This is a genomic window from Streptomyces spororaveus (assembly GCF_016755875.1).
GTDB lineage: Bacteria > Actinomycetota > Actinomycetes > Streptomycetales > Streptomycetaceae > Streptomyces > Streptomyces spororaveus.
Map to the genome: position 1 here is coordinate 1,816,120 of NZ_BNED01000005.1, position 26,167 is coordinate 1,842,286.

The 26,167-nt window shown below is 72.0% G+C and carries 26 protein-coding genes; 6 read left to right on the forward strand and 20 right to left on the reverse strand.

The features are described from left to right. Nucleotides 1–3 precede the first annotated feature (3 nt). Together Sspor_RS10950 and Sspor_RS10955 are read right to left on the reverse strand one after the other, a co-directional pair. The gene (locus Sspor_RS10950; protein WP_202198889.1) at nucleotides 4–1,203 is read right to left on the reverse strand and encodes an alginate lyase family protein; all 1,200 of its coding nucleotides are present in this window, start codon (nucleotides 1,201–1,203) and stop codon (nucleotides 4–6) included. A gap of 88 nt (nucleotides 1,204–1,291) precedes the next feature. Beyond that, on the reverse strand, nucleotides 1,292–1,543 hold the full coding sequence (locus Sspor_RS10955) for a helix-turn-helix domain-containing protein (RefSeq protein WP_202198890.1): 252 nt from the start codon (nucleotides 1,541–1,543) through the stop codon (nucleotides 1,292–1,294). A 64-nt stretch (nucleotides 1,544–1,607) separates the two neighbouring features. Here Sspor_RS10955 and map point away from each other — a divergent pair, with 64 nt between their 5' ends. Continuing rightward, nucleotides 1,608–2,375 (forward strand): type I methionyl aminopeptidase, encoded by a 768-nt coding sequence (map, locus tag Sspor_RS10960; RefSeq protein WP_202198891.1) that lies wholly within the window; start codon nucleotides 1,608–1,610, stop codon nucleotides 2,373–2,375. Nucleotides 2,376–2,396: 21 nt separating this feature from the next. Here the strand turns inward: map and ggt are convergent, their stop codons facing one another. Next, on the reverse strand, nucleotides 2,397–4,196 hold the full coding sequence (gene ggt, locus Sspor_RS10965; protein WP_202198892.1) for a gamma-glutamyltransferase: 1,800 nt from the start codon (nucleotides 4,194–4,196) through the stop codon (nucleotides 2,397–2,399). 101 nt (nucleotides 4,197–4,297) lie between these two features. Here ggt and Sspor_RS10970 point away from each other — a divergent pair, with 101 nt between their 5' ends. Then, nucleotides 4,298–5,026, forward strand: coding sequence for a hypothetical protein (locus Sspor_RS10970; RefSeq protein WP_202198893.1), 729 nt, complete (start codon nucleotides 4,298–4,300; stop codon nucleotides 5,024–5,026). Here the strand turns inward: Sspor_RS10970 and Sspor_RS10975 are convergent. The 6 genes from Sspor_RS10975 to Sspor_RS11000 all read right to left on the reverse strand — a co-directional run bounded on the left by Sspor_RS10975 (nucleotide 4,986) and on the right by Sspor_RS11000 (nucleotide 11,870). Continuing rightward, a complete protein-coding gene (locus Sspor_RS10975; RefSeq protein ID WP_202198894.1) occupies nucleotides 4,986–6,245 on the reverse strand; it encodes a cytochrome P450 in 1,260 nt (419 codons plus the stop codon). The genes Sspor_RS10970 and Sspor_RS10975 overlap by 41 nt on opposite strands. A 67-nt stretch (nucleotides 6,246–6,312) precedes the next feature. Next, nucleotides 6,313–6,840 (reverse strand): hypothetical protein, encoded by a 528-nt coding sequence (locus tag Sspor_RS10980; RefSeq protein WP_202198895.1) that lies wholly within the window; start codon nucleotides 6,838–6,840, stop codon nucleotides 6,313–6,315. Continuing rightward, nucleotides 6,837–8,282: an ATP-binding protein gene (locus Sspor_RS10985; RefSeq protein WP_202198896.1), complete on the reverse strand. Its 1,446-nt coding sequence runs from the start codon at nucleotides 8,280–8,282 to the stop codon at nucleotides 6,837–6,839. Before Sspor_RS10985 ends, Sspor_RS10980 begins: the two co-directional genes overlap by 4 nt. Nucleotides 8,283–8,290: 8 nt before the next feature. Continuing rightward, entirely contained in the window at nucleotides 8,291–8,974 is a 684-nt protein-coding gene (locus Sspor_RS10990; protein WP_202198897.1) for a response regulator, read from the reverse strand. Nucleotides 8,975–9,015: 41 nt separating this feature from the next. Next, entirely contained in the window at nucleotides 9,016–10,704 is a 1,689-nt protein-coding gene (gene murJ, locus Sspor_RS10995) for a murein biosynthesis integral membrane protein MurJ (RefSeq protein ID WP_237403801.1), read from the reverse strand. Next, complete coding sequence (locus tag Sspor_RS11000) at nucleotides 10,701–11,870, reverse strand: lipid II:glycine glycyltransferase FemX (protein WP_202198899.1); 1,170 nt, start codon at nucleotides 11,868–11,870, stop codon at nucleotides 10,701–10,703. Before Sspor_RS11000 ends, murJ begins: the two co-directional genes overlap by 4 nt. Nucleotides 11,871–12,116: 246 nt before the next feature. Here Sspor_RS11000 and Sspor_RS11005 point away from each other — a divergent pair, with 246 nt between their 5' ends. Continuing rightward, complete coding sequence (locus tag Sspor_RS11005; protein WP_202203597.1) at nucleotides 12,117–13,289, forward strand: L,D-transpeptidase; 1,173 nt, start codon at nucleotides 12,117–12,119, stop codon at nucleotides 13,287–13,289. A 165-nt stretch (nucleotides 13,290–13,454) separates the two neighbouring features. After that, a complete protein-coding gene (locus Sspor_RS11010; RefSeq protein WP_202198900.1) occupies nucleotides 13,455–15,041 on the forward strand; it encodes a CocE/NonD family hydrolase in 1,587 nt (528 codons plus the stop codon). Nucleotides 15,042–15,056: 15 nt separating this feature from the next. Here Sspor_RS11010 and Sspor_RS11015 read toward each other — a convergent pair whose 3' ends face one another. The 9 genes from Sspor_RS11015 to Sspor_RS11055 form a co-directional block, all read right to left on the reverse strand. After that, nucleotides 15,057–15,800 carry an amino acid ABC transporter ATP-binding protein gene (locus Sspor_RS11015; protein WP_202198901.1) on the reverse strand — a complete coding sequence of 248 codons (744 nt, stop codon included), beginning with the start codon at nucleotides 15,798–15,800 and terminating at the stop codon, nucleotides 15,057–15,059. A gap of 119 nt (nucleotides 15,801–15,919) precedes the next feature. Continuing rightward, on the reverse strand, nucleotides 15,920–16,360 hold the full coding sequence (locus Sspor_RS11020) for a DUF6278 family protein (RefSeq protein WP_202198902.1): 441 nt from the start codon (nucleotides 16,358–16,360) through the stop codon (nucleotides 15,920–15,922). Nucleotides 16,361–16,455: 95 nt separating this feature from the next. After that, a complete protein-coding gene (locus Sspor_RS11025) occupies nucleotides 16,456–17,241 on the reverse strand; it encodes an exodeoxyribonuclease III (protein ID WP_202198903.1) in 786 nt (261 codons plus the stop codon). Between the two features lie 30 nt (nucleotides 17,242–17,271). Further along, on the reverse strand, nucleotides 17,272–17,904 hold the full coding sequence (locus tag Sspor_RS11030; RefSeq protein WP_202198904.1) for an MBL fold metallo-hydrolase: 633 nt from the start codon (nucleotides 17,902–17,904) through the stop codon (nucleotides 17,272–17,274). Between the two features lie 19 nt (nucleotides 17,905–17,923). Further along, nucleotides 17,924–18,514 carry a hypothetical protein gene (locus Sspor_RS11035; protein ID WP_202198905.1) on the reverse strand — a complete coding sequence of 197 codons (591 nt, stop codon included), beginning with the start codon at nucleotides 18,512–18,514 and terminating at the stop codon, nucleotides 17,924–17,926. Then, the gene (locus Sspor_RS11040) at nucleotides 18,511–19,686 is read right to left on the reverse strand and encodes an ROK family glucokinase (protein WP_202198906.1); all 1,176 of its coding nucleotides are present in this window, start codon (nucleotides 19,684–19,686) and stop codon (nucleotides 18,511–18,513) included. The genes Sspor_RS11035 and Sspor_RS11040 overlap by 4 nt, the downstream gene beginning before the upstream one ends. Continuing rightward, the gene (locus Sspor_RS11045) at nucleotides 19,683–20,627 is read right to left on the reverse strand and encodes an ATP-binding cassette domain-containing protein (RefSeq protein ID WP_237403802.1); all 945 of its coding nucleotides are present in this window, start codon (nucleotides 20,625–20,627) and stop codon (nucleotides 19,683–19,685) included. Before Sspor_RS11045 ends, Sspor_RS11040 begins: the two co-directional genes overlap by 4 nt. Continuing rightward, nucleotides 20,597–21,640, reverse strand: a complete 1,044-nt coding sequence (locus Sspor_RS11050) for an ABC transporter permease (protein ID WP_202198907.1) — start codon at nucleotides 21,638–21,640, stop codon at nucleotides 20,597–20,599. Before Sspor_RS11050 ends, Sspor_RS11045 begins: the two co-directional genes overlap by 31 nt. Then, nucleotides 21,637–22,647 (reverse strand): sugar ABC transporter substrate-binding protein, encoded by a 1,011-nt coding sequence (locus Sspor_RS11055; RefSeq protein ID WP_443744680.1) that lies wholly within the window; start codon nucleotides 22,645–22,647, stop codon nucleotides 21,637–21,639. Before Sspor_RS11055 ends, Sspor_RS11050 begins: the two co-directional genes overlap by 4 nt. Nucleotides 22,648–22,842: 195 nt before the next feature. On the opposite strand from Sspor_RS11055, the gene Sspor_RS11060 reads away from it, so the two are divergent. Next, on the forward strand, nucleotides 22,843–23,856 hold the full coding sequence (locus Sspor_RS11060) for a Gfo/Idh/MocA family protein (protein WP_202198909.1): 1,014 nt from the start codon (nucleotides 22,843–22,845) through the stop codon (nucleotides 23,854–23,856). A 63-nt stretch (nucleotides 23,857–23,919) separates the two neighbouring features. On the opposite strand, the gene Sspor_RS11065 is transcribed toward Sspor_RS11060, so the two are convergent. Beyond that, nucleotides 23,920–24,834, reverse strand: a complete 915-nt coding sequence (locus Sspor_RS11065) for a DMT family transporter (RefSeq protein ID WP_202198910.1) — start codon at nucleotides 24,832–24,834, stop codon at nucleotides 23,920–23,922. A 134-nt stretch (nucleotides 24,835–24,968) separates the two neighbouring features. On the opposite strand from Sspor_RS11065, the gene Sspor_RS11070 reads away from it, so the two are divergent. After that, the gene (locus Sspor_RS11070) at nucleotides 24,969–25,346 is read left to right on the forward strand and encodes a hypothetical protein (RefSeq protein WP_202198911.1); all 378 of its coding nucleotides are present in this window, start codon (nucleotides 24,969–24,971) and stop codon (nucleotides 25,344–25,346) included. Between the two features lie 12 nt (nucleotides 25,347–25,358). Here Sspor_RS11070 and Sspor_RS11075 read toward each other — a convergent pair whose 3' ends face one another. Then, nucleotides 25,359–25,976 (reverse strand): dihydrofolate reductase family protein, encoded by a 618-nt coding sequence (locus Sspor_RS11075; protein ID WP_202198912.1) that lies wholly within the window; start codon nucleotides 25,974–25,976, stop codon nucleotides 25,359–25,361. Nucleotides 25,977–26,167: the final 191 nt, after the last annotated feature.

Genomic DNA, 26,167 nt, shown 5'->3' on the forward strand with positions numbered 1-26,167 from the left:
GTGTCAGGCCGGCGGGGCCTCTCCGTGACTGACCGTTTCCCAGGCCACGAACAGCTCGTCCGTCCCGGCCGGCCGGGTCTTCTCGACCAGGGCGCGGGTGTACGGGAGCTTCGCGCCGGTCCGCGTCTCGTAGTGGTGCAGGGCCACCTCCAGGTCGGGCCCCATGGTCCGCTCCACCTTGCCCCCGCACAGCCACGGCGGGACCTCGGCCCCGAGCTGGTACTTCGCGTGGAACTCCAGCGCGGTGCGCAGCCGGGCCGACTGCTCGCCGTACAGGTCGACGCCCTGGTGCCAGGCGGTCTCGGCGATGTGCGCGGACGCGGCGAGCGCGTAGCCGACGTGCATCAGGTTGCGGCAGGTCTCCTGGGCGATGCCGTCGACGTAGGTGCCCTGGTCGAACCAGTACGCCTTGACCTGGTCGGCGGTCTCGATGGCGGCGTACCGCGGAGCCGTCGGGCGCGGGCCGTCCATCCGGAGGTAGAAGTACGCGGGCACGCGCGCCCGGAAGCGGCCGAGGGACTCGCGGAAGACGTCCTGGTCCTCCAGGAAGACGGCGATGGAGACGGCGGCGTCGGTCATGGCCAGTTCCCAGTTGCCGTTGTAGGCGGGCACCTGGGCGCGGACGGCCGGCAGGTAGGCCCGCCGCAGCATCTCCTTGAACCGCGAAACCCGCGGCTCCTCCCAGTTCGGGTAGCCGGCGTGCATGATGTCGGCGGCCCGCGCCCAGCTGGATCCCGACCAGGCGGCCTGGAGCCGGGCGTTGTCCTCGCGGTGCGTCTTCATCACGGCCGACCAGGCGTCCATGATCTGTACGGCCTTGCGCGCGTGGGCGGTCCTGCCGTTCACCGACCACAGCAGGGCGTGGGTGTAGGCGGCGATCGCGTCCTGCCGTTCGTCGAGGCAGGACTGCGGTCCGCTGTTGAAGGGGCAGGGCACCACGTCGGCCGGGTGCGGGGTGTAGTCGAGCGAGGCGTAGCGGCTGGTCAGGAGCGCCCGGTACGCCGAGATCCAGGGCTCCTTGCCGGCCGCGACCATCTCCTTGGCCTGCCGGAGCTGGGCGTGGCCGACGACGACGCCCGGGTGGTGGAAGACCACGTCGCCGGCGCGGGGGCGGCCTTCGGGGACGGCGCACGCCGCGAGCAGCAGGCCGCTCGCGAGGAGCGCGCCGACGACGGCGAAACCGACTCGCTTGGATGCGTTCATGGCTGACACGCCTTCACGCTTGCCCCGCGGTCCGGACCTCCCACCGCCGATTGGGCCGTCTGGCCGCCGGGCCCGCCCGGAGGAGATCTCAGGCGGGGACGACGGCGCAGCGGCGCAGCAGGTCGTCGAGGGAGAGGCCGAGGGCCGCCGCGAGGGCGGCGACGGTGAAGAAGGCGGGGGTGGGCGCCCGGCCCGTCTCGATCTTGCGCAGGGTCTCCGCGGAGAGCCCGGCGCCGGCCGCGACCTCGACCATGCTCCGGCTGCCGCGGGCCTCGCGCAGCAGCACGCCGAGCCGCTCGCCGCGCTCGCGCTCTTCGGGGGTGAGGGGGGTACGGACCATGCGCCCATCCTACCCCGCCCGCCAATAACTATCCCGTTATTTTTATACCGGTATAGTTATTGGCATGGTGAAACTGAAGACGGACCGAGAGATCGACGAGATGCGTGCCGCGGGCCGGGTGGTCGCGCGCGCCCTGGCCGCCGTACGGGAGGCCGCCGACGTGGGGGTGGCCCTGCTGGACCTGGACCTGGTGGCCCGCGAGGTGCTCCGTGAGGCCGGTGCCACCTCACCCTTCCTGGGCTACCGGCCGCAGTTCGCGCCCGTCCCCTTCCCCGCCGTGGTGTGCGTCTCGGTGAACGACGCGATCGTGCACGGGATCCCCGGCGACTACCGGCTGCGCGGCGGCGACCTGGTGAGCGTCGACTGCGGGGCGGAGCTCGGCGGCTGGGTGGGCGACGCGGCGGTCAGCTTCACCGTCGGTCCGGCCCGCCCCGCCGACCTCCGGCTGATCGAGACCTCCGAGGCGGCGCTCGCCGCCGGGATCGCCGCCGCCGTGCCCGGCAACCGGATCGGCGACATCGCCCACGCGATCGGCGCCACCTGCCGAGCCGCCGGGTACGGCGTCCCCGACGGCTTCGGCGGCCACGGCGTCGGCCGCACCATGCACGAGGACCCGGGCGTGCCCAACGAGGGCCCGCCGGGGCGCGGTATGACACTGCGCCCCGGCCTGGTCCTCGCCATCGAGCCGATGCTGATCGCGGGCGGTACGGACGACTACGCCTGCGACGCGGACGGCTGGACCCTGCGTACCGTCGACGGCAGCCGCGCCGCCCACTCGGAGCACACGGTCGCGATCACCGCCGACGGTCCGCGGATCCTCACCGCCCTCTGAACCGCTCTTTCCTCCGAATCCCTACGGCCTCCCTTGCGGGTGCACCACCATCGCCGAACCGCCGCCCCGGCGGCTGGGCTCCGCCGCCGCCAGCCAGCGCCCGTCGCGCAGCCGCTGCACACCGGTCGCGGCGCCGATCTCCGGGTTCTGCCGGAAGCCCTGGCCGATCGCCTCCAGCTCCGCGCGCAGCGGGCTGTTCCACAGGCCCGGCTCCAGCTCGGTGGTGGTCTGGTTGCGCTGGCTGGCCCGCGGCGCGGCGATCGCGTCGACCAGCGGCAGACCCCGGTCCAGGTGGCCGATCAGGGTCTGCAGCACGGTGGTGATGATGGTGGCCCCGCCCGGGGAGCCCACCGCGAGCACCGGGCGGCCGCCCTCCAGCACGATCGTCGGGGACATGGAGGAGCGCGGCCGCTTGCCGGGGCCGGGCAGGTTCGGGTCCGGGACCCCGGGCGCGGCCGGGGCGAAGGAGAAGTCGGTCAGCTCGTTGTTGAGCAGGAAGCCGCGGCCCGGGACGGTGATGGCGCTGCCGCCGGTGGACTCGATGGTCAGGGTGTAGGAGACCACGTTGCCCCAGCGGTCGGCGGCCGTCAGGTGGGTGGTGTTCTCCCCTTCGTACGTGGTCGGGGCGGCCTGGCCGGTGCCGCCGCAGGCCGCCGGGTGGCGCGGGTCACCGGGGGCGAGCGGGCTGGTCAGCGTGCGGTCCGGCGCGATCAGGCAGCCGCGCGAGTCGGCGAAGCGCTGCGAGAGCAGCTCACGCGTCGGCACGTCCACCGCTGCCGGGTCGCCGACCCAGCGGCCCCGGTCTGCGAAGGAGATCCGGGAGGCCTCGATGAAGCGGTGCAGGTACTGGGTCTCGGACAGTTCGGAGAGGTCGGTCCGCTCCAGGATGTTCAGCGCCTCGCCGACGGTGGTGCCGCCGGAGGAGGAGGGCGCCATGCTGAAGACGTCCAGGCCGCGGTAGCTCACCCGGGTGGGTTCCTGCCGCTTGGTCGCGTACGCGCGCAGGTCGCCGGTGGTCAGGTCGCCGGGGCGGACCTTGCGGGTGGCCGCCGGGTCCACCGGGGGTGTGCGGACGGCCCGGACGATGTCCTCCGCGAGGGGCCCCCGGTAGAGGGCGCCGGTCCCCTTGCGGGCGAGTTCGGCGTAGGTGGCGGCCAGGTCCGGGTTCTTGAAGGTGGAGCCGACCACCGGCAGGGCGCCGCCCGGAAGGAAGAGCTTCGAGGTGGCCGGGAAGTCCTTGAAGCGGTCCTGGTTGAGCTCGGTCTGGGCGCGGAAGGTGCTGTCCACCGTGAAGCCGTCGCGGGCCAGTTTCTCGGCGGGCTTCAGCAGGGAGCCCAGTGGGCGGCTGCCCCAGGCGTCGAGGGCGCTCTTCCAGGTGGCGGGGGTGCCGGGGACACCGACGCCCCGGCCGCTGGTCTGGCCCTCCGCGAAGGGGATCGGCTGGCCGTTCTCCTGGAACAGCGTCTCGGTGGCCGTGGCGGGGGCGGTCTCGCGGCCGTCGATGGTGTGCACCCGGCGCGAGCGGGCGTCGTAGTAGACGAAGTAGCCGCCTCCGCCGATGCCCGCCGAATAGGGTTCGGTCACCCCGAGCGCGGCGGCGGTGGCGATCGCCGCGTCGACGGCGTTGCCGCCGGAGCGCAGGACGGCGATGCCCGCGGCGGAGGCGTCGGCGTCGACGCTGGCGACGGCCCCGCCGTAGCCGACGGCGACCGGCACCTTGGCCGGTGGGGTGGTCGTGGTGGGCGGGGCGGCGGCCCCGGTGGAGACGAGCGCTCCGGCGAGGGCGACGAGCGCTAACTGACGGGTGGCGGGAGCACGCATCCGGTTCCTCCGGTCGACGGCCTGTCAGGTCTGGTCGGCGCAGCGTAACTTCACCGCACCCCCCGCGTCAGGAGCAACGGCCTGCCGCTACCATCCGCCGCATGAACGACGACGTGCGCAACATCGTGCTCGGGGTGATAGCCACCGCCGTCAGCGGCGGGTTCGGCTGGTTCTCCCGGACCTACCTCTTGCGGCGCGCGCTCCGCCGCAAGCAGGCGTTCTTCGGGCTGCCGGCCGGCTCCGACTGCCTGTTCGTGGTCAACCGGCAGATGGGCGGGAAGGAGAACTCGGTGCACCGCAGCGACGCGTTCGCGCTGCTGGAGATCTCCGCACTGATCAAGGACTGCGGGGCGAACGTCCAGATCGTCACGCACGACGAGGCCCGCCAGGGCTTCGGCGAACGGGCCGAGTTCTGCGTCGGCGGACCCGCCTCCAACGCCCGCACCACCGCGCACCTGACCTCCATGCTCCCCGGCGTGCAGGTCGACGTCGGCCTCGCATCGGGCCATCCGGATCGCGGTGCCATCCGCATCGGCGAGGAGAGGTACCGCTGGGAGAAGGGGATGGTCGAGTACGTGCTGCTGGCCCGGCTGACGACCCGGCACGGCTCCCGGCCGGTGTTCCTGATCTCCGGGCAGACCGCCAACAGCAATCAGGCCGCGGCCCGCCATCTGGCCAAACACCATGAGCAGCTGGCCCGCAAGTACGGCCGCGAGTCGTTCTGCATCCTGCTGAAGGTCATCAACTCCGATGCCTACGGACCGGATGTGACGGAGCTGGTGGCGGACGTCACCGGGCCGGCCCGGACACCCGTACCGGCAGCCGTGTGATCCCGTTGATGAAGTTGGACACCAGCCGGCGCGGCGGTCCCGCCAGTTCGGGTACGGGCATGGCCGCGCACCACTCCTCGTAGAGGATGCGCAGCTGGAGCCGGGCGAAATGGGCTCCGAGGCAGACGTGCGGGCCGTCCCCGAAGGAGACGTGCGGATTGGGCGTCCGGGCGAGGTCCAGGCGGCCGGGGTCGGCGAAGACGCGCTCGTCGTGGTTGGCGGAGGCGTGGAAGACCACCACCTTGTCCCCGGCGCGGACGGGCTGCCCCGCCAGTACGGTGTCGACGGCGGCCGTGCGGCGGAAGCTGAGCACCGGCGGGTGGACGCGCAGGAGTTCGTCGACGGCCCGGTCGCGGGGGACGGATCCGTCCGCGAGCCGGCGGTAGGCGTCCGGGTTCCGGGCCAGGGCGAGCAGGCCGCCGGGGGCGGCGCTGCGTACGGTGTCGTTGCCCGCGACGGTGAGCAGGAAGAAGAACATCTCCAGTTCGGCCGGGTCGAGCCCGGCCCCGGCGAGGGCGGTCATCACGTCGTCGCCGGGGTGCGCCCGCTTGCGGTCGGCGAGTTCCCGGGCGTACGCGAACATCTCGCCGAGCAGGGCCGGGGAGCGCGGGTTGAGCGGTGTGCCGTCCGGGCCGAGGAGCGGCGCCGGGGTGTCGTCGGGGTCCTGGTACCCGATGATCCGTACGGTCCACTCCAGCAGCAGGGCCCGGTCGGCGGCCGGGACGCCCAGCAGGTCGGTGAGGTTCAGCAGCGCGTACTCGTCGGTGACGGCGCGTACGAGGTCGATGGCTCCGTCCTCGGCGTTCTCGCGGGCGGCGGCGAGCAGGGCGCGGGCGCGCTCGCGGACCCGACCGGCGAAGGCGTCGACGCGGGCGGGGGTGAAGGCGCGGGACACCAGCCGCCGCAGCCGGCCGTGCTCCGGCGGGTCCTGGTTGAGCATGGTGCGGCGCAGGAAGGGCAGGTCGGCCGGGTCGGGGTCGCGGATCTGGGTGGCGCCCAGCCAGGAGGAGTACGTCCGGTGGTCGCGCAGGACGCGGACGACGTCGGCGTGCCGGGTGACGGCCCAGAAGCCGGGGCCGGCGGGCCAGCCCTGGATCTCCGGCTCCGCCTGCCAGGACACGGGGTGCCGATCGCGCAGCAGCCGGTAGCGCTCGTGCGGGACGCCAGAGGCGTAGATGCGGGGGTCGAAGACGTCGGGGACGTCCGCGGCGTGATCCATGGGGTCACCGTGACGGGTGTGCGGCCCCGGCCGCAAGGGTGCGGTCGTGCGGGCGGTGCCGTGCCCGTCAGCGCTTCAGGTCGCAGTCGGCGGGGGCGAGGGTGGTGTCGGTGCCCTGCAGGGTGACCGGGCTGACGGTGTCCGGCACGGCGGAGAGGCCGACGGTGCACACGAGCTGCATCCGGGCCGGCGCCGGCAGGTTGCCCACGGCGAACGGCAACCGGACCGTCACCCCCTCGTGCGAGTACGGGCTCACCGCCAGCTCCTCGTCCATCCGGTCGGTGATCCTGGGCAGCCCCGTGGTGAGCCCGACCTCGCCGGCCCGGCCGCGGGGACCGTTCAGCAGCAGGCTCACGAGCACCACGGGATTGATGTGGTGGCCCTCGAAGCCGGTGATCGGGGACGGGACGAGGCGGTCGCCCTCCTTGGACAGGAAGTAGAGGACGGTGCTGTTGCCCCCGGGAACCTTGACCGTGGCGGCGTGCCCGCTGTCGATCACCCCGGTGCGTTTGATCCCGCAGCCGGTGAGCAGCAGGGCACAGCCCACCAGCACCGCGGCCGCGGCCGCCCTGGGCCTCGTCCTGCGCCGTGTCATGCGCGGGCCTCCAGCGGCATGTCGAGGGTGAAGACCGCTCCCCCGGCGGGCCCGTTGGCCGCGAGGAGGGTACCGCCGTGCAGGCGGACGTTCTCCAGGGTGATGGCGAGGCCGAGACCGCTGCCGGCGGAGCGGGTCCTGGCGGCGTCCGCCTTGAAGAAGCGGTCGAAGATGTGCGGCAGCACCTCGGGGGCGATGCCGGGGCCGCTGTCGGCGACGTCGATCAGCAGCCGTTCGCCGTCCTCGCCCGGCGCGGTCCGTACCGTGACGCGTACGGGGGCGCCGCCGTGCCGCAGGGCGTTGCCGACGAGGTTGGCGAGGACCACGTCGAAGCGGCGCGGGTCGAGCCGGGCGCGCACCCGCTCCGGCAGCTCGGTGACGATGCGGTCGTCGACCCAGTGGCGGCGCTCCAGGGTCTTGCGCACGGCTTCGGCGACGTCCACGTCGTCGAGGTTGAGCTCGGCGGCCCGGGCGTCGAAGCGGGAGATCTCCATCAGGTCCTCGACGAGGACGGCGAGTTTGCCCGTCTCGGCGCTGACCAGGCGCAGGGCCTTGGCGGTGTCGGCGTCGAGGCGTTCGGCGTCCTCGTCGAGGACCTCGGTGACGGCGAGCATCCCCGCGAGGGGGGTGCGCAGTTCGTGGGAGACGTCGGAGGCGAAGCGGCGGGCGCGGACCTCGGCGTCCTGGAGCTCGCGCACGGACTGTTCCAGGGCCCGGGCGGTCTCGTTGAAGGTGCGGGCGAGTCCGGCGAGTTCGTCGGCGCCCCGGACCTCGATCCGGGTGTCGAGGCGGCCGCTGCCGAGGCGCTGGGCGGCCCGGCGCATGTCGCGGACCGGCCGCAGGACGCTGCGGGCGGCCAGCAGCGCGGGGACTATGGCGATGGCCAGTCCCGGGACGGCGCCCTGCTTGGCGGCGTCGACCATCGCCTCGACGGTCTGCTTCTCGGTGGAGAGCGGGACGCTGGCGTAGAAGACGGCCCCGGTGGACACGGTGGAGCCGTTGTGCTCGAAGAGGGCGGGGACACCGACGGTGAGCCACGGGTTGCCGCGCTGGTCCTCGACCCGCTGGAAGGCGGTGTAGTTGTGGCGGCGGACCTTCTCGCGCAGGTTGTCGGTGATCACGCTGGAGGTCGGCGTGCCGGGGTTGGTGGAGACCCGTACGCCGCCGTACTCGCCGAAGATGATCCACGGGTGCGGTTTGCCGCGTTTGCCGAGCTCGATGACGATGCGCTGGAGCTCCGTCTGGTCGAGCGGGAGCCGGACCTCCTGCTGCTCGACCTGGTCCCGCAGGGTGCTGACGGCGGTGTCCTGGGTCTGCTTGAGGATCGCGTTGCGCGCCTGCTGGTAGGTGAGGGCGGCGGTGGTCACCGCGCTGATCGCGGCGACCAGCAGGAACGCGGCGATCAGTCGGGTGCGCAGGCCCAGCGGGGCTATCCGTCGCACGCGCGCGCCTACAGCGGACCGAAGCGGTAGCCGAAGCCGCGCACGGTCTGTATGTAGCGCGGGCTCGCGTCGGGGTCCTCGACCTTGGTGCGCAGCCGGCGCACACAGGCGTCCACGAGCCGGGCGTCGGCGTGGTAGCTGTGGTCCCAGACGTATTCGAGGAGTTGCTGGCGGGAGAAGACCTGCTCGGGCGAGGCCGACAGGTGCAGCAGGAGCTTGATCTCGCTGGGGGCGAGGGGCACGCGCTCGCCGTTCTTGGCGACGCTGAGCCCCGCGCGGTCGATGGTCAGCTCACCGTGGTGCTCGACCCCGGGGCGGCTGCCGACGGGATCGCTGAGCCGGCGCAGTACGGCCTTGATGCGGGCCTCGATGACCTCGGTGCGGGCGGGTTTGACGATGTAGTCGTCGGCTCCGGCCTCCAGGCCGACGACGATGTCGAAGTCGTCGCCGCGTGCGGTGAGCATGATGATCGGCACCTGACTGGTCTCGCGGATGCGGCGGCAGACCTGCACCCCGTTGATCCCCGGCAGCATCAGGTCGAGGAGGACGAGCTCGGGACGGAAACCGCCCATCAGCGCGAGCCCCTCCTCTCCGGTCCCGGCGGAGCTCACGTCGTGGCCCCGGCGGCGCAGGCCGAGACCGACCCCCTCACGGATGGAAGGGTCGTCCTCGATCAGCAGTACGCGTGGCATCCGGTCAGTATCCCAAAGCTGTGGCGGGGCCTTGCCTCCCGCTAGCGGCCGGTCTTGCGCCGCAGGGAGTCCAGCATGTCGGTGATCTCCGTCAGGCGCAGCGGCCCGGCGAGGACGACGACGACGAGCGCCAGTGCGACGGTTCCCGCCCCGACCGCGGCGAAGTTGCCGAACGGGTCGGCGGCGCGGGCGGCCGCGTACCCGGCGGCGGCCGCCGGCACGCAGGCGGCCAGCAGCCGCAGATGGGTCCGTACGGCGGTGGCGCGCCGCTGCGTACGGGTGCCCTCGCGCGGGCCGAGCCGTCGGGCGAGGGTGTGGGCAGTGACGGCGGCGCCCGCGAGGAAGGCGACGGAGGAGGCCGCGGCCATGCCGGTGACGGCCCAGCGCGGGGACAGCAGGAAGTAGGCGGCGGCCGACAGCCCGGCATTGAGCCCGGCGATGACCAGGTTCAGGAAGAAGGGGGTCCGGGTGTCGGAGAGGGCGTAGAAGCCGCGCGAGAGGACGTACTGCGCGGAGTAGGCGATCAGGCCGGGCGCGAAGGCGATGAGCATGCCCGCCATGACCTCGATGTCGGCGGCGTCGGTGCGGCCGTACTCGAAGACGCTGCCCATCACCCAGGGGGCGAGGGCCGCGAAGAGCGCGGCGGCGGGCACCACGAGGGCGGCGCTGGAGCGCAGGGCGTAGGAGATGTCGCGGCGCACGGCGGCGAGGTCGCCCTCGGTGGCGGCCGCGCTCATCCGCGGCATCAGGGCGGTCACGAGGGAGACGGTGATGATGCCCTGCGGGACGATCCACAGCTGGTAGGCGTTGGTGTAGGCGATGTAGCCGGCGCCGCCCGCGAGTCCGGCGTCCACGGCGTGCTGCCCGGTGGTGGTGGAGAGCCGGGTGACGACCCAGTAGGCGATCTGGTTGGTGAGGACCAGCATGACCAGCCAGCCGGCGTTGCGCAGGGGGCGGCCGAGGCCGCTGCCGCGCCAGTCGAAGCGCGGGCGCCAGCGGAAACGGGCGGCGCGCAGCGAGGGGACGAGGGCGAGGGCCTGGACGACGATGCCGACGGTGGTGCCGAGACCCAGGAGCCGGGTCTCGGCGGCGCTGAGGCCGGACGCTCCGTCGTGGGAGACGAAGAGGAAGAGCCCGAAGACGCCGATGATCACGACGTTGTTGAGGACCGGGGTCCACATCATCGCGCCGAACCGGCCGCGGGCGTTCAGCACTTGGCCGAGCAGGGTGAAGAGCCCGTAAAAAAGGATCTGCGGCAGGCAGTACCGGGCCAGGGCCACGGTGGTGCTCGCCTGAGCGCCGTCGTAGTCGGTGTACACCGAGACGATCAGCGGGGCGGCGAGGACCGCGGCGGCGGTGAGCGCCAGCAGGGCGGCGATGCAGGCGGTGAGCAGCCGGTCGGTGTAGGCGGATCCGCCGTCCGCGTGCTCCTTGGCGGCCCGGACGAGCTCGGGTACGAAGACGGCGTTGAGCGCGCCGCCGATGAGGAGCATGTAGATGATGTTCGGGACCGTGTTGGCGACGGTGTAGCTGTCGCCGAGGAATGCGGCGCCCAGGGCCGCGGCGACGACGGCGGAGCGGAGGAAGCCGGTGGCGCGGGAGACGACGGAGCCGGCCGCCATGAGGGCGCCGCTGCGCAGCACCGAGGTCTTCCCGGACGGCGCGTCGGCGGCTCCCGGGGCGGCGGCTGCCCCGGTGCCGGTCTCGGTGGCGGTTCCGCTCGCCGTCACCGGCGGGCCAGGTACGCCTGGAACGCCTTGTAGAGCGCCGCGTTGGCGACTCCGTCCATCGGTATCTCCCACTCTCCGAGCGTCTCGACGACCTGTCCGCCGGTGCCGAGCTTCCAGCGCAGCAGCCCGAAAGAGCGTTCGTCGGGGTCAAGGGTGGAGGGTACCCCGCGCATGTCGTACTCCTCCGCTCCGAGGGCGTGGGCGTCGCACATCATGCGCCACTGGAGGGCGTTGCTGGGCCGTACCTCGCGGCGGTGGTCGGCGGAGGCGCCGGTCTGGTACCAGACCCGCCTGCCCGCGGTGATCATCGTGTGGGCGGCGAGGATCTCCCCCTGGTGGACGCCCAGGTAGAGCCGCATGCGGCCGGGCGCCTCCTCGTTGAGGACCTGGTACTGCTGTTCGTAGTACGAGAGGGAGCGGCCGAGCCGGAAGCCGTCGCGCTCCTCGGTGATGCGCAGCAGCCGGTAGAACTCGGGCAGGTCGGCGAACGTGCCGATGACCGTCTCCACGCCGGACTTCGTGGCCTTGCGCACGTTGCGCCGCCACTCCTGGTTGAGACCCGACCACACCTCGTCGAGGGTGCGGCCGGCCAGCGGCACGCGGAAGACGTGGCGGGGCTGGGCGTCGCCGTCGTCCTCGCCGCCGCACCGCGTCCAGCCGCGGGTGCGCAGCCGGTCGGCGAGGGCGGCGCCCACCGGGTCGACCTCGGTGGCGAGGACGTCGGATATCTGCCGGCCCGGCCCGGAGGCGGCCTTGGCGGTGGCCGCGTCCCAGCGGCGGTAGGCGGGGGTGGGGCCGATGCGGACGGCGAAGGCGCCGGAGGAGCGCAGGTGGCGCATGAGCGGGGTCAGCCAGCGGTCGATGTGCGGGTCGGCCCAGTCGGCGACAGGCCCCTCGGGGAGATAGGCGAAGTATTTGCGGGTGCCGGGAAATTGCCGATAGAGAACGAGACCGGCACCCTGAATCCGGCCGTCCGGATAGTGCCAGCCGACCCTTTCCGAGCGCCAGAGGTCCTTTACCCGGGCCCAGGACGGGTACTGGAGAAAGCTCGCCCCGCCGTGCCGGGAAAGGAACGCCTGGTATTCCGAGACCGACAGGGCGCGCACCCGGAGCTCCCGGTCCTGGTCATGGTTCTGCTGGGCGGGGGTCACGAGCAGTGCGCACACGGCAGACGGCCTTCCTGTCGTCCTGACGGTCTCTCACAGGACTCTCACAGCCGCCCGTGACCGCCGTGCGCGGCGATTGTGACCGGACGATGACCGTTTCGCTGCGGTCGGTGTCACATAAGAAAGGACGAGGTTTTCCGCAGATCACGGAACCTAAAGTCGCGTCGTTGGCATCTCCTTTTGCGAACGCCACTCACCACCGCTCCTGGAAAGGGCCCTTCGTTGAGCCGTATACGCCGCACCGCCATGGCGGGCACCGCACTTCTGGCCGCCTCGCTCACCGCCTGCACGGGCGCGAGCGACGGTGGCGGCGACGACAAGGGCAAGGCCGAGCCGCCGAAGCCCAAGGCGGCCATGGCGGTCTCGGTGAACCTCACGGGCGATCAGGTCAAGGCGGGCCAGCCGGTGACGCTGACCGTCGCCGAGGGCAAGCTGGCCCAGGTGAAGGTGACCGACGCCAAGGGCACGGAGCTGCCGGGGAAGATATCCGACGACGGGAAGACCTGGACCTCGGAGCGCAACGCCCCGCCCGCCGCGGAGTACAAGGTGGAGGCGCAGAACACCGACAGCCAGACCGCCGCCACGTCGTTCAAGACCAGCGCCGCCGACAAGGTGAACAAGGTCTCGATCAACATCTCCAAGGGCAGCACGGTGGGCGTCGCCATGCCCGTGTCCCTCGTCTTCGACAACCCGGTGACGAACAAGGCCGAGGTCGAGAAGCAGCTCAAGGTCACCGCCTCGGACAACACCGAGGGCTCCTGGGGCTGGCTGAAGGACTACGACGGGAAGGACCGCGTCGACTGGCGGCCGAAGGACTACTGGAAGTCCGGCACGGACGTGAAGGTCGAGATGCACCTGAACGGTGTGGACTCCGGCAAGGGCGGCGGGCTGTTCGCCCGCGACTACAACACCGACTTCAAGATCGGCAAGGACCGCCGGGTCCAGGTCAGCCTGGACACCAAGAAGATGACGGTGACCGAGAACGGTCAGGCGCAGAAGGCGGTCCCGATCTCGGCCGGCACTCCGGGCGGCAAGAAGGCCTCCTGGTCCGGAAAGATGGTGATCATGACGAAGGAGGGCACCATCCGGATGGACTCCCAGACGGTGGGCCTGGACAACGCCTACGACAAGATGGTCGATTACTCGATGCGGCTGACCTGGTCCGGCATGTACGCGCACGCCGCCCCCTGGAACGCCCAGAACTTCGGCCGCGCCAACAGCAGTTCCGGATGCGTGGGGATGAGCGACTCCGACGCCGCCGAGTTCTTCGGACAGTCGCAGGTCGGCGACCTCTTCGAGGTCGTCGGCGAGGGTTCCAAGGGCCGGGCGGAGACCGGCAACGGCTACGGCGAGTGGAACCTGTCGTGGGACGAGTGGAAGGCCAAGAGCGCCCTGTCCGGCGCGCCGCAGAACGGCTGACGGACCCTCAGCGGCCGTCCTGCCCCCGCCCGTTCGGCGGCCGGCCCAGCGCAATCGCCCAATCGTTACCAGTGCGTAACTTACCCACGGGTTACTTTCGGTAACACACTCCCGTTACCGTCGGGTCACTTTGACATTGAACCCGGCGTACGCGAGGAGCGAGAGATGCGACGCACCACCACCGCCGCGGCCGTGGCGACCGTGCTGGCGGCAGTCACCCTGGGCCTGGCCCCCCACCAGGCCCAGGCGGCTCCCGCCAGCACCGCGGCGGCCGCCGCCGACGCCTCGTCGCAGGTGCGCTTCCACGACATCCCGGGCTCCGGCGGAATCACCCTCAAGGGCAACGTCTTCACCCCGGCCGGGGCCCAGAGCGGCCGGAAGTACCCGCTGATCGTGCTGCCCACCAGCTGGGGCCTGCCGCAGATCGAGTACATCGCCCAGGCCAAGAAGCTCGCCGACTCCGGCTACGTCGTGGTCAGTTACACCTCCCGCGGCTTCTGGCTCAGCGGCGGCGAAATCGAGGTGGCGGGCCCGCCGGACATCGCCGACGTCAGCGCCGTCATCGACTGGGCCCTCGCCAACTCCCCCGCCGACGCGGACCGCATCGGCCTCGGCGGGGTCTCCTACGGAGCCGGCATCAGCCTGCTGGCCTCCGCGCACGACCCCCGCGTCAAGGCCGTGGTCGCGATGAGCGGCTGGGCCGACGTCATCGAGTCCATCTACTCCGGCCGCACGCAGCACGTCCAGGCCGCCGGGATGCTCGGCGCCGCCGGATACCTCACCGGTCGCCCCGGACCCGAACTCAAGACCCTCCTCGGCAACTTCTTCGGCTCCCGGCTCGACCAGGAGCAGCCGATGATCGAGTGGGGCAGGAAGCGTTCGGCCTCCGAGCAGGTGGACCGGATCAACGCCAACGGCGCCGCGATCATGCTCGGCAACGCCTGGGGCGACACCATCTTCCCGCCCAACCAGTACGCGAAGTTCTACGAGCGGCTGACCGGCCCCAAGCGTCTGGAGTTCCGGCCGGGGGACCACGCCACCGCCGAGGGCACCGGCCTGCTGGGGCTGCCCAACGACACCTGGACCAACGCGCACCGCTGGTTCGACCGCTACCTCAAGGGCGAGCGCAACGGCGTCGACACCGAGGCCCCGGTCCAGATCAAGTCCCGCAGCAACGACGGGTACGAGGGCTACGCCGACTGGAAGTCGGTCGGCTCCGGAGGCACGGAGCGGCTGGCGCTCTCCGACAGCGAGCACCTCTTCGCCAATGTCGACTCCGGCGCCAACGGCGGCGTCATCCTCCTGTCCAGCGTCCTCGACCAGTTCGTGAAGGCGCCGCCGATCGCCTCCGTCCCGCTCCTCCCCCGGGCCTTCGCGGCCGTCTGGCAGTCGGAGCGCTACGACGAGGCGCGCCGGATCCGTGGCACCGCGAAGCTGCACACCACGGTCACCCCCACCAAGGGCGACGGAACTTTCGTCGCGTACCTCTACGACGTCGGCCCGCTCGGCATCGGCAAACTCGTCAGCAACGCCCCGTACACCTTCCACGGGAAGGCTCCGGGCCAGGCCTTCGGCGTGGACCTGGAGCTGTTCTCCACCGCCTACGACGTCCCCGCCGGCCACCGGCTCGCGCTCGTCGTCGACACCGTCGACCCGCTCTACATCGAGCACAACCCCATCGGGGCGCAGCTGGCCTTCTCCTCGCCGCGCACCGACCCCAGCTACCTGTCGGTGCCGCTGCGCGAACAGTGATCCCGCCCCCGGCCGTCAGTGCTTGAGGATCTTGGAGAGGAAGTCCTTGGCGCGGTCGCTCTCCGGGGCGGTGAAGAACTGCTCCGGAGTGCGGTCCTCGATGATCTGTCCGTCGGCCATGAAGACCACGCGGTTCGCGGCGGACCGGGCGAAGCCCATCTCGTGGGTGACCACGACCATGGTCATGCCCTCACGGGCGAGCTGCTGCATGACCTCCAGCACCTCGTTGATCATCTCCGGGTCGAGCGCGGAGGTGGGCTCGTCGAAGAGCAGGGCCTTGGGGCTCATGGCGAGGGCCCGGGCGATCGCCACGCGCTGCTGCTGGCCGCCGGAGAGCTGCGCCGGGAACTTCCCGGCCTGGTCGGACAGGCCGACCCGCTCCAGGAGCTCCCGGGAGCGCCGGTCCGCCTCTCCCCGCCTGCGGCCGCGTACCTTGACCTGCGCGAGCGAGATGTTGGCGAGGACGGTCTTGTGCGCGAACAGGTTGAAGGACTGGAAGACCATCCCCACCTCGGCCCGCAGCCGGGCCAGCTCCTTGCCTTCGGCGGGCAGCGCCTCCCCGTCGATCAGGATCGTGCCCGACTCGACGCTCTCCAGTCGGTTGATCGCCCGGCACAGGGTGGACTTCCCGGACCCGGAGGGGCCGATGACCACCACCACCTCCCCGCGGCCGACGGTGAGGTTGATGTCCCGCAGTACGTGCAGCGCACCGAAGTGCTTGTTGACGTCCCGCAGCTCGATCAACGGTTCGACGGCCATGTGCTGCCCTGCCCACTAGTCGGTGTCGGCCCCGGAGTGCCGCGGTCAGCGCAAACTATCCGGCCGCGGAAGGGCACTTCGCGCGGGAGGGGCTCCGACACGCCGGGGCGCCGGCCGCGTCAGCCCTCGGAGGCCTCCGCGTAGGCCTGGCTGAGCTCGGGGGATCCGGTCATCGCCCAGGACACGCCCGACTCGATCACGTTCAGCTCCCGGCCCGAGGCCAGCCGGATCACCGGCTGGCCGTTGGGCCACACCCGCCAGGACGCCCCCGGTACGGTCCGGATGATCACGGTCCCGAGGTAGAAGCCCGCGTCGTTGCCGAGCCAGGGCACCGCCTCGGGGTCGCGCCGCCAGCGCGGCATCAGCTGGTCCAGGGCCTCCAACGAGGCCTGGCTCTCGTCGAGTTCGAGCCCGGCCGCCCGTGCCTGGACGCGCAGCATCTCGCACTCCGAGAACAACTCGGCGACGCCCTCGGGGTCGTCCGCGAGGGCGGCGGCGAGACCCGCACCCTGTTCCGTTTCGCTTCGGTTCAGCCAGTTGCCCAGGAAAGGGATGTTCATACCGCCCAGCGTCGCACCAGGTTCCCCCGCTGACCACAGGGCGCGCCTGGATCCGTCGGCCCGGATGGCGGGCGGGCAGGATCCGGAGGGGACGCCTACCGGTCGAGGTCGAGGTCCACGACGACGGGGGCGTGGTCGGAGGCGCCCTTGCCCTTGCGCTCCTCGCGGTCGACGTAGGAGTCGGTGACGGCCTTGGTGAAGGGCTCGTTCCCGTAGACCAGGTCGATGCGCATGCCCTTGTTCTTGGGGAAGGCGAGCATCCGGTAGTCCCAGAAGGTGTAGGGACGGTCGTACTTCAGCGCGCGCGGGAACACGTCGGAGAGCCCGGCGGCGCGCAGCGCCTCCAGGGCGGCCCGCTCGGCGGGGGTGACATGGGTGAGGCCCTCGAAGACGGCCGGGTCGTACACGTCCTCGTCGGTCGGGGCCACGTTGAAGTCGCCGAGCACCGCGAAGGGCCTCGGGCCCGCCGCGTCCTCGGCGACGGCGGCGGCCAGGGAGCGGAACCAGTCCAGCTTGTAGCCGTAGTGGTCGTGCTCGACCTCGCGCCCGTTGGGCACGTACACCGACCAGACCCGGACCCCGCCGCAGGTCGCGGAGATCGCGCGGGGCTCCTGGACGCCCTCGTAGTCGGGTCCGCCGGGCAGCCCGGGGACCACGTCCTCCAGGCCGACCTTGGAGAGCAGGGCCACGCCGTTCCAGCGGCCGGTGGCGTTGACCGCCGATTCGTAGCCCAGCTCGCGCAGCGCGTCGTGGGGGAACTGCTCCGCCGAGCACTTGGTCTCCTGGACGCACAGGACGTCCGTGCCGGAGCTCTCCAGCCAGGCCAGCAGGCGCGGCAGCCGGGCGGTGATGGAGTTGACGTTGAAGGTGGCGATACGCATACGTGCCAACCTACCGCCCGGCACCGACAGTCACAGTTCGGCGGAGTCCCCCGCGGTGAGTCGCCCGTGGTCGGTGCCTCCGAGGGCGCCCAGGGCGTGGTCGTAGATCGGCCGGGCGATGTCGGAGAGGTAGGCGTCGTGGATGTCCAGGGCCCGGCGCGGCTTGACCTCGCGGAGGTAGTCGATCACCTCGGAGACCTTGTTCCAGGGGGCGTGGACGGGGACCATCAGGGTCTCGACGGGTACCCCGGGCACGGTCAGCGCGTCCCCGGGGTGGAACAGGGAACCGTCCACGAGGTAGCCGACGTTCGTGACGCGCGGGACGTCCGGGTGGATCACCGCGTGCAGTTCCCCGTGCACCTGGACCTCGAAGCCGGCCGCGGTGAAGGCGTCGCCGTGGCCGACGGTGTGCACCCGGCCGGGGTAGGCGGGGGCGAGCTTCTCGGCGACGCTGCGCAGGGTCCACAGCTCGACCGCCGGATCGGCGTCGAGGGCGGCCCGCAGCCGGCCCTCCTCGAAGTGGTCGGGGTGTTCGTGCGTGACCAGGAGGGCGTCCGCCCCCAGGCCCGCGTCCGGTTCGCTGAAGGCGCCCGGGTCGATGACGAGCGTGCGCCCGTCCTTCTCCAACTGGACACAGGAGTGCAGCCGCTTGGTGAGCTTCATGATCCCAGGCTAGGGGGTGTCACGGGGTGGTGGAGGAGACCACGTAGACCTTGAAGACCTTGGGATCGGTGAGGTCGACGGTGACGTCCCGGGTGGGCCGCGGGTCGGCCTGTTCGAGGGTGGTCCCCCGCCATTCGGTCTGCGGCTTCCAGTCCCAGCCGGCGATCGCGGTGTCGTGCGCGGAGACCGATACCCCGGGGGTCAGGTCCTCCCGGGCGATGCCGAGGGAGGACAGGAAGCCGTCCAGGTCCGCGGGGGTGACCGCGAACTGGACGTACAGCCTGCTGGTGCGCCAGTTGTTCGTCTCCAGGAACCCGACGCGCCAGGCCTTGTCGGGGACGGGGACCTCGTAGATGCTGCGCTGCACCTTGGAGGGCCAGCCGGGGCGCACCTTGGACGCGCCGACCTTGGCGGCCTTGTCGCGGCCGCTCTCGCGGCTCTGCTGGGTGGAGATCGCCAGGTAGCCCGCGGGGACGCCGACCAGCAGCAGGATGATGATCGCGGTGATCCAGCGGCGCTTGACGACGTGCCTGCGGTCCTCGGCGGTGGGCGTCGGGGTGCCTTCGGCGTCGGGGGCGGAGGCCTGGTGGGGCAGGGTGGGCGGGTTCACTGTTCGTCCTGGTCCTTGGGGACGGCGGCGGAGTCGCGCCGGCCCAGCTGCTGCGCGTAGCGCTCGTACCGTTCGTAGCGCTCGACCCGGCGGCGGGTGGCGCGGCGGAAGCGGCGGGCGACGAGCCGGGCGAGGTCGGCGGCGCCGACCATGCCCGCCTCGGGTCCGAGCTGGGCCTTGGCGATACGGGCCTCGGGGCGGTAGCCGCGGCCGGTGAGGTGGCGGCGGAAGGCGTCCCGGGCCGGGCCGATCAGCAGGTCGTCGGCCGCGCTGACACCGCCGCCGATGACGAAGCACGACGGGTCGAGGGCGGCGGCGAGGTTGGCGATGCCCACGCCCAGCCACTGGCCGATGTCCTGGAGCAGCTCGACGCACATGGCGTCGCCCTCGCGGGCCAGCTCGGTGATCAGCGGCCCGGTGATCTCGTGGACGTTCCCGCCGACCCTGGCGATGATGTTGTACGCGACCGGCGAGTCGGCGGCCGCCAGCTCGCGGGCCTCGCGGACCAGGGCGTTCCCGGAGCTGTACTGCTCCCAGCATCCGCGGTTGCCGCAGGGGCAGCGGTGGCCGCCGGGGACGACCTGCATGTGGCCGAATTCGCCCGCGACCCCGTACCGGCCGCGCTTGACCTGGCCGCCTTCGAGGATGGCCCCGCCGATCCCGGTGCCGAGCGTGATCATGACGAGGTGGTCCTCGCCGCGTCCGGCGCCGAAGCGCCATTCCGCCCAGGCGGCGGTGTTGGCGTCGTTGTCGACCATGACCGGGACCGCGAGCCGGGACTGGAGCGCGTCGCGCAGGGGCTCGTCGCGCCAGGCCAGGTGGGGTGCGAAGAGCACGCGGGAGCGGTCGGCGTCGACCCAGCCGGCGGCTCCGATGCCGACGGCGTGCACGTCGTGCCGGTCGGAGAGGTCCAGCACCAGCTCGACGATGGTGTCCTCGACGACCTTGGGGCTCTTGGACTTGTCCGGGGTCTCCGTGCGGATCTTCTCCAGGATGATCCCGTCGGCGTCGACGACGCCTGCCATCACCTTGGTGCCGCCGATGTCGATGCCGACCGTCGGGACGCGCGGGGCCGTCAGGTGCGACCGGCGCTCCCGGGTCCCGATGGTCCGCAGGACGGTGCCTCGCGCCGACCCCCGGTGGGTGAGCGTGAAGTCCCGGTACGTGCTCATCGAGTGGTGTCGTCCCTCTTGGGTGCGGTGGTTCGGGGGGGCCGGCCGGTCTCGCCGGCCGGACCGCTGCGGCCGGTGGGGCCGTCCGTCGCGGCCGTGGTCGGTGGGGTGCCTGCCCCTGATTCTGCCACTCGCTCCAGTTCGTGGCTCAGTTCGTCGAGCTCGGAGCCGCCCGCCATCTGCCGGGTGAGCTCGTCGAGCGTGATCGAGTCGCGGGTGTGGCTGCCCGCCATGGTGCCGCGCTTGAGCAGGACGAAACGGTCCCCCACCAGGTACGCGTGGTGCGGGTTGTGGGTGATCAGGACCACGCCGAGGCCCGCGTCCCGGGCGGCGGCGACGTACTTGAGGACCACTCCGGACTGCTTGACGCCGAGGGCCGCGGTGGGCTCGTCGAGTACGAGGACCTTCGCCCCGAAGTACACGGCGCGGGCGATGGCCACGCACTGGCGTTCACCGCCGGACAGGGTGCCGATGGGCTGGTCCACGTCGCGCAGGTCGATGCCCATGCGCAGCAGCTCGGTGCGGGTGGTCTCGCGCATGAGGTCCACGTCGAGGCGGCGCAGGGGGCCGCGGCCGCGGGTGGGCTCGGAGCCGAGGAAGAAGTTCCGCCAGACGGGCATCAGCGGGACGACGGCGAGGTCCTGGTAGACGGTGGCGATGCCGTGGTCGAGGGCCGCGCGGGGGTTGGCGAGGACGGTCTCCTCCCCCTCGATCTCGAAGGTGCCGGCGTCGTGCCGGTGCAGCCCCGCGATGATCTTGATGAGGGTGGACTTGCCGGCGCCGTTGTCGCCGAGGACACAGGTGATCTCGCCCGCGGAGACCTCCAGCGAGACCTCCTGGAGGGCGCGGATGTTCCCGTAGAACTTGCTGACGCCGGTCAGCTTCACCAGGGCGGGTGTGTCGGTCACGGTCACTTCGCCTCCGCCCGCTTGCGGACCCATGCGTTGAGCAGCGTGGCCAGCAGGAGCATGGCGCCCAGGAAGAACTTGAACCAGTCCGGGTTCCACTGGGCGTACACGATGCCGTTGCTGGTCATGCCGAAGATGAAGGCGCCGACCGCCGAGCCGATGGCGGAGCCGTAGCCGCCGGTCATCAGGCAGCCGCCGATGACCGCCGCGATGATGTAGAGGAACTCGTTGCCGACGCCCTCGCCGGACTGCACCACGTCGAACGAGAAGAGGATGTGCTGGCCGGAGATCCAGGCGCACAGGGCGACGCCCATGTAGAGCCCGATACGGGTCTTGACGACGGGCACGCCGGTGGCGCGGGCCGCGTCGGCCCCGCCGCCCACGGCGAAGATCCAGTTGCCGGCGCGGGTGCGCAGCAGGATCCAGGTGGCGACGGCGACGATGGCCAGCCACCACAGGACGGTGACCTTGAGGGTGACCGAGCCGATGGTCCACTGCGAGGCGAAGAGGGCGCGGGCGGAGGCGAAGCCCTCCATGTCGGCGATGGTCTTGGTGGAGACCGTGCCGGTGATCAGCTTGGTGAAGCCGAGGTTGAGGCCGGTCAGCATCAGGAAGGTGCCGAGCGTGATGATGAAGCTGGGCAGCTTCGTGCGGGTCAGCATGAACCCGTTGAAGAAGCCGATGGCCAGGGTGACCAGCAGGGACACGCCGACGCCGACCCAGACGTTCGCGGTCATCTGGTAGCTGAACATGGAGCTCACCAGCGCCGAGGTGGTGACCATGACACCGGCGGAGAGGTCGAACTCGCCGCCGATCATCAGCAGGGCCACGGGGGCGGCCATGATCCCGATGGTGGAGGCCGAGTACAGGATCGTGCTGAGGCTGGAGGCCTGCAGGAAGGTGGGGGCGGCGATCGAGAAGAAGACGAAGACGGCGGCGGCGCCGACCACCGAGCCGAGCTCGGGGCGGGCGAGCAGCCTGCGCAGGGCGGAGGTGGGTGCGAGCCGTTCGTCACGCCCGTCGGCGGGGGTCGTGGCCGTGCTCATCGGCTGCCCCGCTTGATGTACTCCTCCAGCTCGGCCGCCTCGGCGGCGGTGACGATCTGCGGGCCGGTGAGCACCGGGCGGCCGCCGCCGAGCACGTTCGCGTTGTAGCGGTAGAGCCAGAGCAGGTCGATGGCCTCGTAGCCCTGGAGGTAGGGCTGCTGGTCGACGGCGAAGCCGAGGGCGCCGGACTTCAGGTCGCGGGCGACCGAGGCGTTGAGGTCGAAGGTGTCGACCTCGGCCTTGCTGCCCGCCGCGTCCTTCGCCTTGACCGCGGTGGGCGCGAAGGGCGCGCCGAGGGTGACGATCGCGTCGATCGAGGGGTCGGCCTGGAGCTTGGCCTGGAGGGACGCCTGGACGGAGGGCATGTTGGTGCCCTCGACGTACAGGTTCTCCATGGTGCCGGAGAAGGTCTTCTTCGCACCGGCGCAGCGCTGCTCGTGGCCGACGTTGCCCTGCTCGTGCAGGACGCAGACGGCCCTCTTCCTACCGCGCTTGTTCAGCTCGGTGCCGACGGCCTCGCCGGCGATCCCCTCGTCCTGGCCGATGTGGGTCAGCGCCCCGTACTCGGCGGACTGGGCGGAGCCGGAATTGACCGTGATCACCGGGATGCCCGCCTTGGCGGCCTTGGCGAGGACGTCCTTGAGGGCCTCGGGCTTGGCCAGGCTGACGACGATCCCGTCGGCCTTCTGGTCGATGGCGTTCTGCACGAACTGCGCCTGCTGCTGTGCCTGGTCGTCGTGGGCGTAGACGAAGTTGATGTTGTCCTTCGCCGCGGCCTCCTTGGCGCCCTTCTGGACGATGTCCCAGAAGGTGTCGCCGTCGCCCGCGTGCGTGACCATCGCGAAGGTCCAGCGCGGTGTGGAGACGGCGGGCCGGCCCGCCTCGGCGGCCCTCGCGCGCTCCTCGGCGCGCTTGCCGCCCGTACTGCTGCAGCCCGCGAGCGAGGCCCCCAGTACCGCCGCGAGCACGGCGCCCACGACGCGTACCCCTGTCCGAACCCTAGCCACGTCGCCGCGCCCTTCCCTCGTCACCAATGCGGTCCGTCGTCGAGCCGGTCACCAATCCGGTCATTCCGGCTCCATTCCGGTCCAGCCGCTCAGTATCCGCCACAGTCGACCATGAAGGGTCATCGGGGCACGCCCGCGCAGGTTGACATGCGCGGGCGGATTGACAGGTTCCGCCGACAGGGTCAGGTTGAGTGCATGCGCATCGGGCTGATCGGAACGGGCCGGATCGGGTCCTTCCACGCGGCGGTACTGGCACGCCACCCGGAGGCGGGCTCGCTCCTGCTCGCGGACGCCGACCCCGCGCGGGCGGCGCGCCTCGCCGACCGGCTCGGGGCCACCGCCGCGCCCTCCGTGGAACAGGTCTTCACCTGGGGCGTGGACGCGGTGGTGGTGGCGTCGGCGACCGAGGCGCACGCGGACCTCGTGGTGCGGGCGGTCCGCGGCGGGCTGCCGGTGTTCTGCGAGAAGCCGCTGGCCCCTGACCTGAACCGGACCCTCGCGGCGCTCCGGGAGGTCACGGCCTCGGGCGGACTGCTGCAGGTGGGCTTCATGCGCCGCTTCGACGCGGGCTACGGCACGGCCCGGGACCTGGTCCGCTCGGGCGCCCTGGGGCGGCTGCACACCGTCCGCACGACGACGGCCGATCCGGCGCCGCCGGAAGCCGCGTACCTGGCGACCTCGGGCGGGCTGTACCGGGACTGCCTGGTGCACGACTTCGACATGGTCCGCTGGGTGACCGGGCGCGAGGTGGTCGAGGTCTACGCGGCCGGGTCGGACGCCGGTCCGGCGCTGTTCCGGGAGACGGGCGACATCGACACGGCGGCCGCCGTGCTGACGCTGGACGACGGGACCCTGGTCACGGCGACCGGCGCCCGGTGCAACGGCGCCGGGTACGACGTGCGGATGGAGCTGGCCGGGGAGCTGGACCAGGTCTCCGTCGGGCTGGACGACCGGACTCCGATCGCCTCCACCGAGCCGCACGGGCCGCCCCCGGCGAGCAAGCCGTGGACGGGCTTCCTGGAACGTTTCGCCCCGGCCTACGAGGCGGAGCTCTCGGCCTTCGTCCAGCTGGTGCGGGGTCAGGGCGCCAACCCGTGTGACGGCCGGGAGGCGCTGGCCGCGTTCCGCATCGCGGAGGCCTGCGAACTCTCGCGGCGGGAGCGGCGCCGGGTGCGGCTGGAGGAACTCCCGGACCTGCCGGCTCTGTAAGGGGGGCACGGGGCCACAGTACGGCGGGTGATCAGCGTCGGCTGCGGCGGTTTCCGGACAGGCTCAGGGCGTCCGCACGGCGCGCCGGCCCCAGGCGGTGCCGACGAGGACCAGGAGGGCTCCCGCGTAGCCGAGGAGCCCCGGCTCCTCCCCTCCGACGGCGATCCCGGCGACGGCGGCCCACAGCGGCTCGGTGCCCAGCAGCAGGCTGACCCGGGAGGGCGAGGTGCGGCGTACGGCCCACATCTGCACGAAGAAGGCGAAGAGGGTGCAGAAGACGGAGAGGAAGGCGAGCCCGGCCCACTGCGCGGCCCCGAAGCCGGCGGCCGCGGCCCAAGGGCTGTCCCCCGTGCCGGGTACGGCGGCCAGCAGGGCGAAGACGAGGACCGCGGCGCCGAGCTGGACGGTGGTCAGGGACAGCGCGTCGGCGTCCTGGACGGCCTCGGTCCGGGCCATCAGCAGCACGTGCAGGGTCCGGGCGAGGGCCGCGCCGAGGATGAGCACGTCGCCGGGGCTGGGGGCGGTGAACCCGGCGCCCTGCGTCAGCGCCACGACCCCGGCGACGGAGACGGCGGCGGCGCCGAGGAATCCGGGGGAGGGCGCCTGCTTCCTGACGGCTGCTTCGGCGAGGGGCGTGAAGATCATCGTCAGGCTGATGATCAGCCCGGCGTTGGTGGCGGAGGTGTGGACGACCCCGTAGGTCTCCAGCAGGAAGATCACACCGAGTACGAGGCCCAGCCCCGCGGCCCCGCGCAGCTGGGCGGGGCGCAGCGCGCGCAGCCGGGCCCACCCGGCGACGGCGAGCACGGGCAGGACGAGCGCGAACCGCAGCACGAGCACGGCGATCACGGTGTGGGTGGTGGTGATGCCCTTGGCGGCGAGATAGCTGCCGCCCCAGACGACGGCGACGGCCAGCACGGGCAGATCGGCGAGCCAGGCCCGGCGGGGGGCCTCGACGGCGGGCGAGAGCACGGTCAACGCGGGTCTCCGAACATCACGGGAGGGGTGGAGACATCGGCGGCTCGCACGGGTGCGGGCACACCGTACCGGAGCCGATCATGCGGGGCGACCCCTTTCCGGGCGGTGGCACGCGGACCCGTAGCATCGGCGGCATGGCTGATCTCTATGCCCTGGACCTGGCCTTCGACCTGCTCGACGGCACTCCGGACGCCGTGCTCGCGGAACTCCGGCGTCAGCTCGCGTCACCGGACGGCCTCCTGTCGACCCGCGGCCCGGCATGGCGCGTGGGCGGCGTGCTCGTCGGCGAGCTCGCACCGGCCGACCGCGGCGGCTGGGCCCTGACCACCCGCCAGGAGGTCCACGAGGAACAGCTCCCGGACGTGGAGGACCTCCTGCTGCTCCTGGCCCCGCACATCCGCCCGCCGGGCCCGGTCGGCCGGCTCCGCCACTACGAACACGAGGCCCCGGACCTGCTGGTCCTGCGCGAGGGCCGCGTGGTCCAGCTGGCACTGGACCCGCGGAGGGGATGACCCGGCCGGGGTTCAGGCGCCGACCGTTCCGAAGGCGGCCCGGCCCGTCGGGCGGTAGGTGTGCAGGGCCGTCCCGGCCGACGTCGTACGGGAGCTCGCCGTCTCGTAGGCCGTCGGCAGCCCGCCGGTCGGGAAGAGCCTGCGCCCGGCGCCGAGGACCACCGGAAAGACCAGCAGGTTCAGCTCGTCCACGAGGTCCCGCGCCAGCAGCCACTGCGCGAGCTGCCCGCTGCCGTGCACCTGCAGCTCACCGTCCAGCGCGTCCTTGACCCGTACCACCTCGCTCTGCAGGTGCTCCCCGTCGAGCACGGTGACCGGACCCCAGGCCGGCTCCGCGAGGGTCGTCGAGGCAACGTACTTGGGCAGCCGGTTGAGCTTGCCCGCGACGGGGTCGGCGGCGTCGTCGTGGTCCGGCCAGTACGAGGCGAAGATCTCGTACGTCTTCCGCCCGAACAGGAACGCCTCGGCCCGGCCGAACACCTCGGTGATGAACTCCCCCATCCCCTCGTCGGCGAACGGCGCGACCCACCCGCCGTACTCGAACCCGCCGCTGCGGTCCTCGTCGGGCCCGCCGGGGGCCTGCATCACACCGTCCAGCGTCACGAAGGTGGTCAGGGTCAGCTTGCCCATGTCTCTGCACTCCCGGCTCGATGGTCTCTACGGGTTCAGACTCCCGTCCGCCCGAAAACTCATCGGCACGCCACGCACCCGACCGCCCGAACGGCCGAGCGGCCGGGCGGCCGGGCGGCCGAGCGCCGCCGCCGGGTGAAGGCCCGGGTCGGATTCCTGCCAGCGGTGCCGGCCCCGCCCGGATTTGATTG

Coding starts and splice junctions, on each gene's coding strand:
- Sspor_RS11015 (WP_202198901.1), bottom strand. CDS start 15,800: ATGGCCGTCGAACCGTTGATCGAGCTGCGGGACGTCAACAAGCACTTC.
- Sspor_RS10970 (WP_202198893.1), top strand. CDS start 4,298: ATGAACGACGACGTGCGCAACATCGTGCTCGGGGTGATAGCCACCGCC.
- Sspor_RS11010 (WP_202198900.1), top strand. CDS start 13,455: ATGCGACGCACCACCACCGCCGCGGCCGTGGCGACCGTGCTGGCGGCA.
- Sspor_RS11070 (WP_202198911.1), top strand. CDS start 24,969: ATGGCTGATCTCTATGCCCTGGACCTGGCCTTCGACCTGCTCGACGGC.
- Sspor_RS10955 (WP_202198890.1), bottom strand. CDS start 1,543: ATGGTCCGTACCCCCCTCACCCCCGAAGAGCGCGAGCGCGGCGAGCGG.
- Sspor_RS11050 (WP_202198907.1), bottom strand. CDS start 21,640: ATGAGCACGGCCACGACCCCCGCCGACGGGCGTGACGAACGGCTCGCA.
- Sspor_RS11060 (WP_202198909.1), top strand. CDS start 22,843: ATGCGCATCGGGCTGATCGGAACGGGCCGGATCGGGTCCTTCCACGCG.
- Sspor_RS11025 (WP_202198903.1), bottom strand. CDS start 17,241: ATGCGTATCGCCACCTTCAACGTCAACTCCATCACCGCCCGGCTGCCG.
- Sspor_RS10990 (WP_202198897.1), bottom strand. CDS start 8,974: ATGCCACGCGTACTGCTGATCGAGGACGACCCTTCCATCCGTGAGGGG.
- Sspor_RS10980 (WP_202198895.1), bottom strand. CDS start 6,840: ATGACACGGCGCAGGACGAGGCCCAGGGCGGCCGCGGCCGCGGTGCTG.
- Sspor_RS10975 (WP_202198894.1), bottom strand. CDS start 6,245: ATGGATCACGCCGCGGACGTCCCCGACGTCTTCGACCCCCGCATCTAC.
- map (WP_202198891.1), top strand. CDS start 1,608: ATGGTGAAACTGAAGACGGACCGAGAGATCGACGAGATGCGTGCCGCG.
- Sspor_RS11005 (WP_202203597.1), top strand. CDS start 12,117: ATGGCGGGCACCGCACTTCTGGCCGCCTCGCTCACCGCCTGCACGGGC.
- Sspor_RS11040 (WP_202198906.1), bottom strand. CDS start 19,686: ATGAGCACGTACCGGGACTTCACGCTCACCCACCGGGGGTCGGCGCGA.
- Sspor_RS11045 (WP_237403802.1), bottom strand. CDS start 20,627: ATGGGTCCGCAAGCGGGCGGAGGCGAAGTGACCGTGACCGACACACCC.
- ggt (WP_202198892.1), bottom strand. CDS start 4,196: ATGCGTGCTCCCGCCACCCGTCAGTTAGCGCTCGTCGCCCTCGCCGGA.
- Sspor_RS11030 (WP_202198904.1), bottom strand. CDS start 17,904: ATGAAGCTCACCAAGCGGCTGCACTCCTGTGTCCAGTTGGAGAAGGAC.
- Sspor_RS11075 (WP_202198912.1), bottom strand. CDS start 25,976: ATGGGCAAGCTGACCCTGACCACCTTCGTGACGCTGGACGGTGTGATG.
- Sspor_RS10950 (WP_202198889.1), bottom strand. CDS start 1,203: ATGAACGCATCCAAGCGAGTCGGTTTCGCCGTCGTCGGCGCGCTCCTC.
- Sspor_RS11020 (WP_202198902.1), bottom strand. CDS start 16,360: ATGAACATCCCTTTCCTGGGCAACTGGCTGAACCGAAGCGAAACGGAA.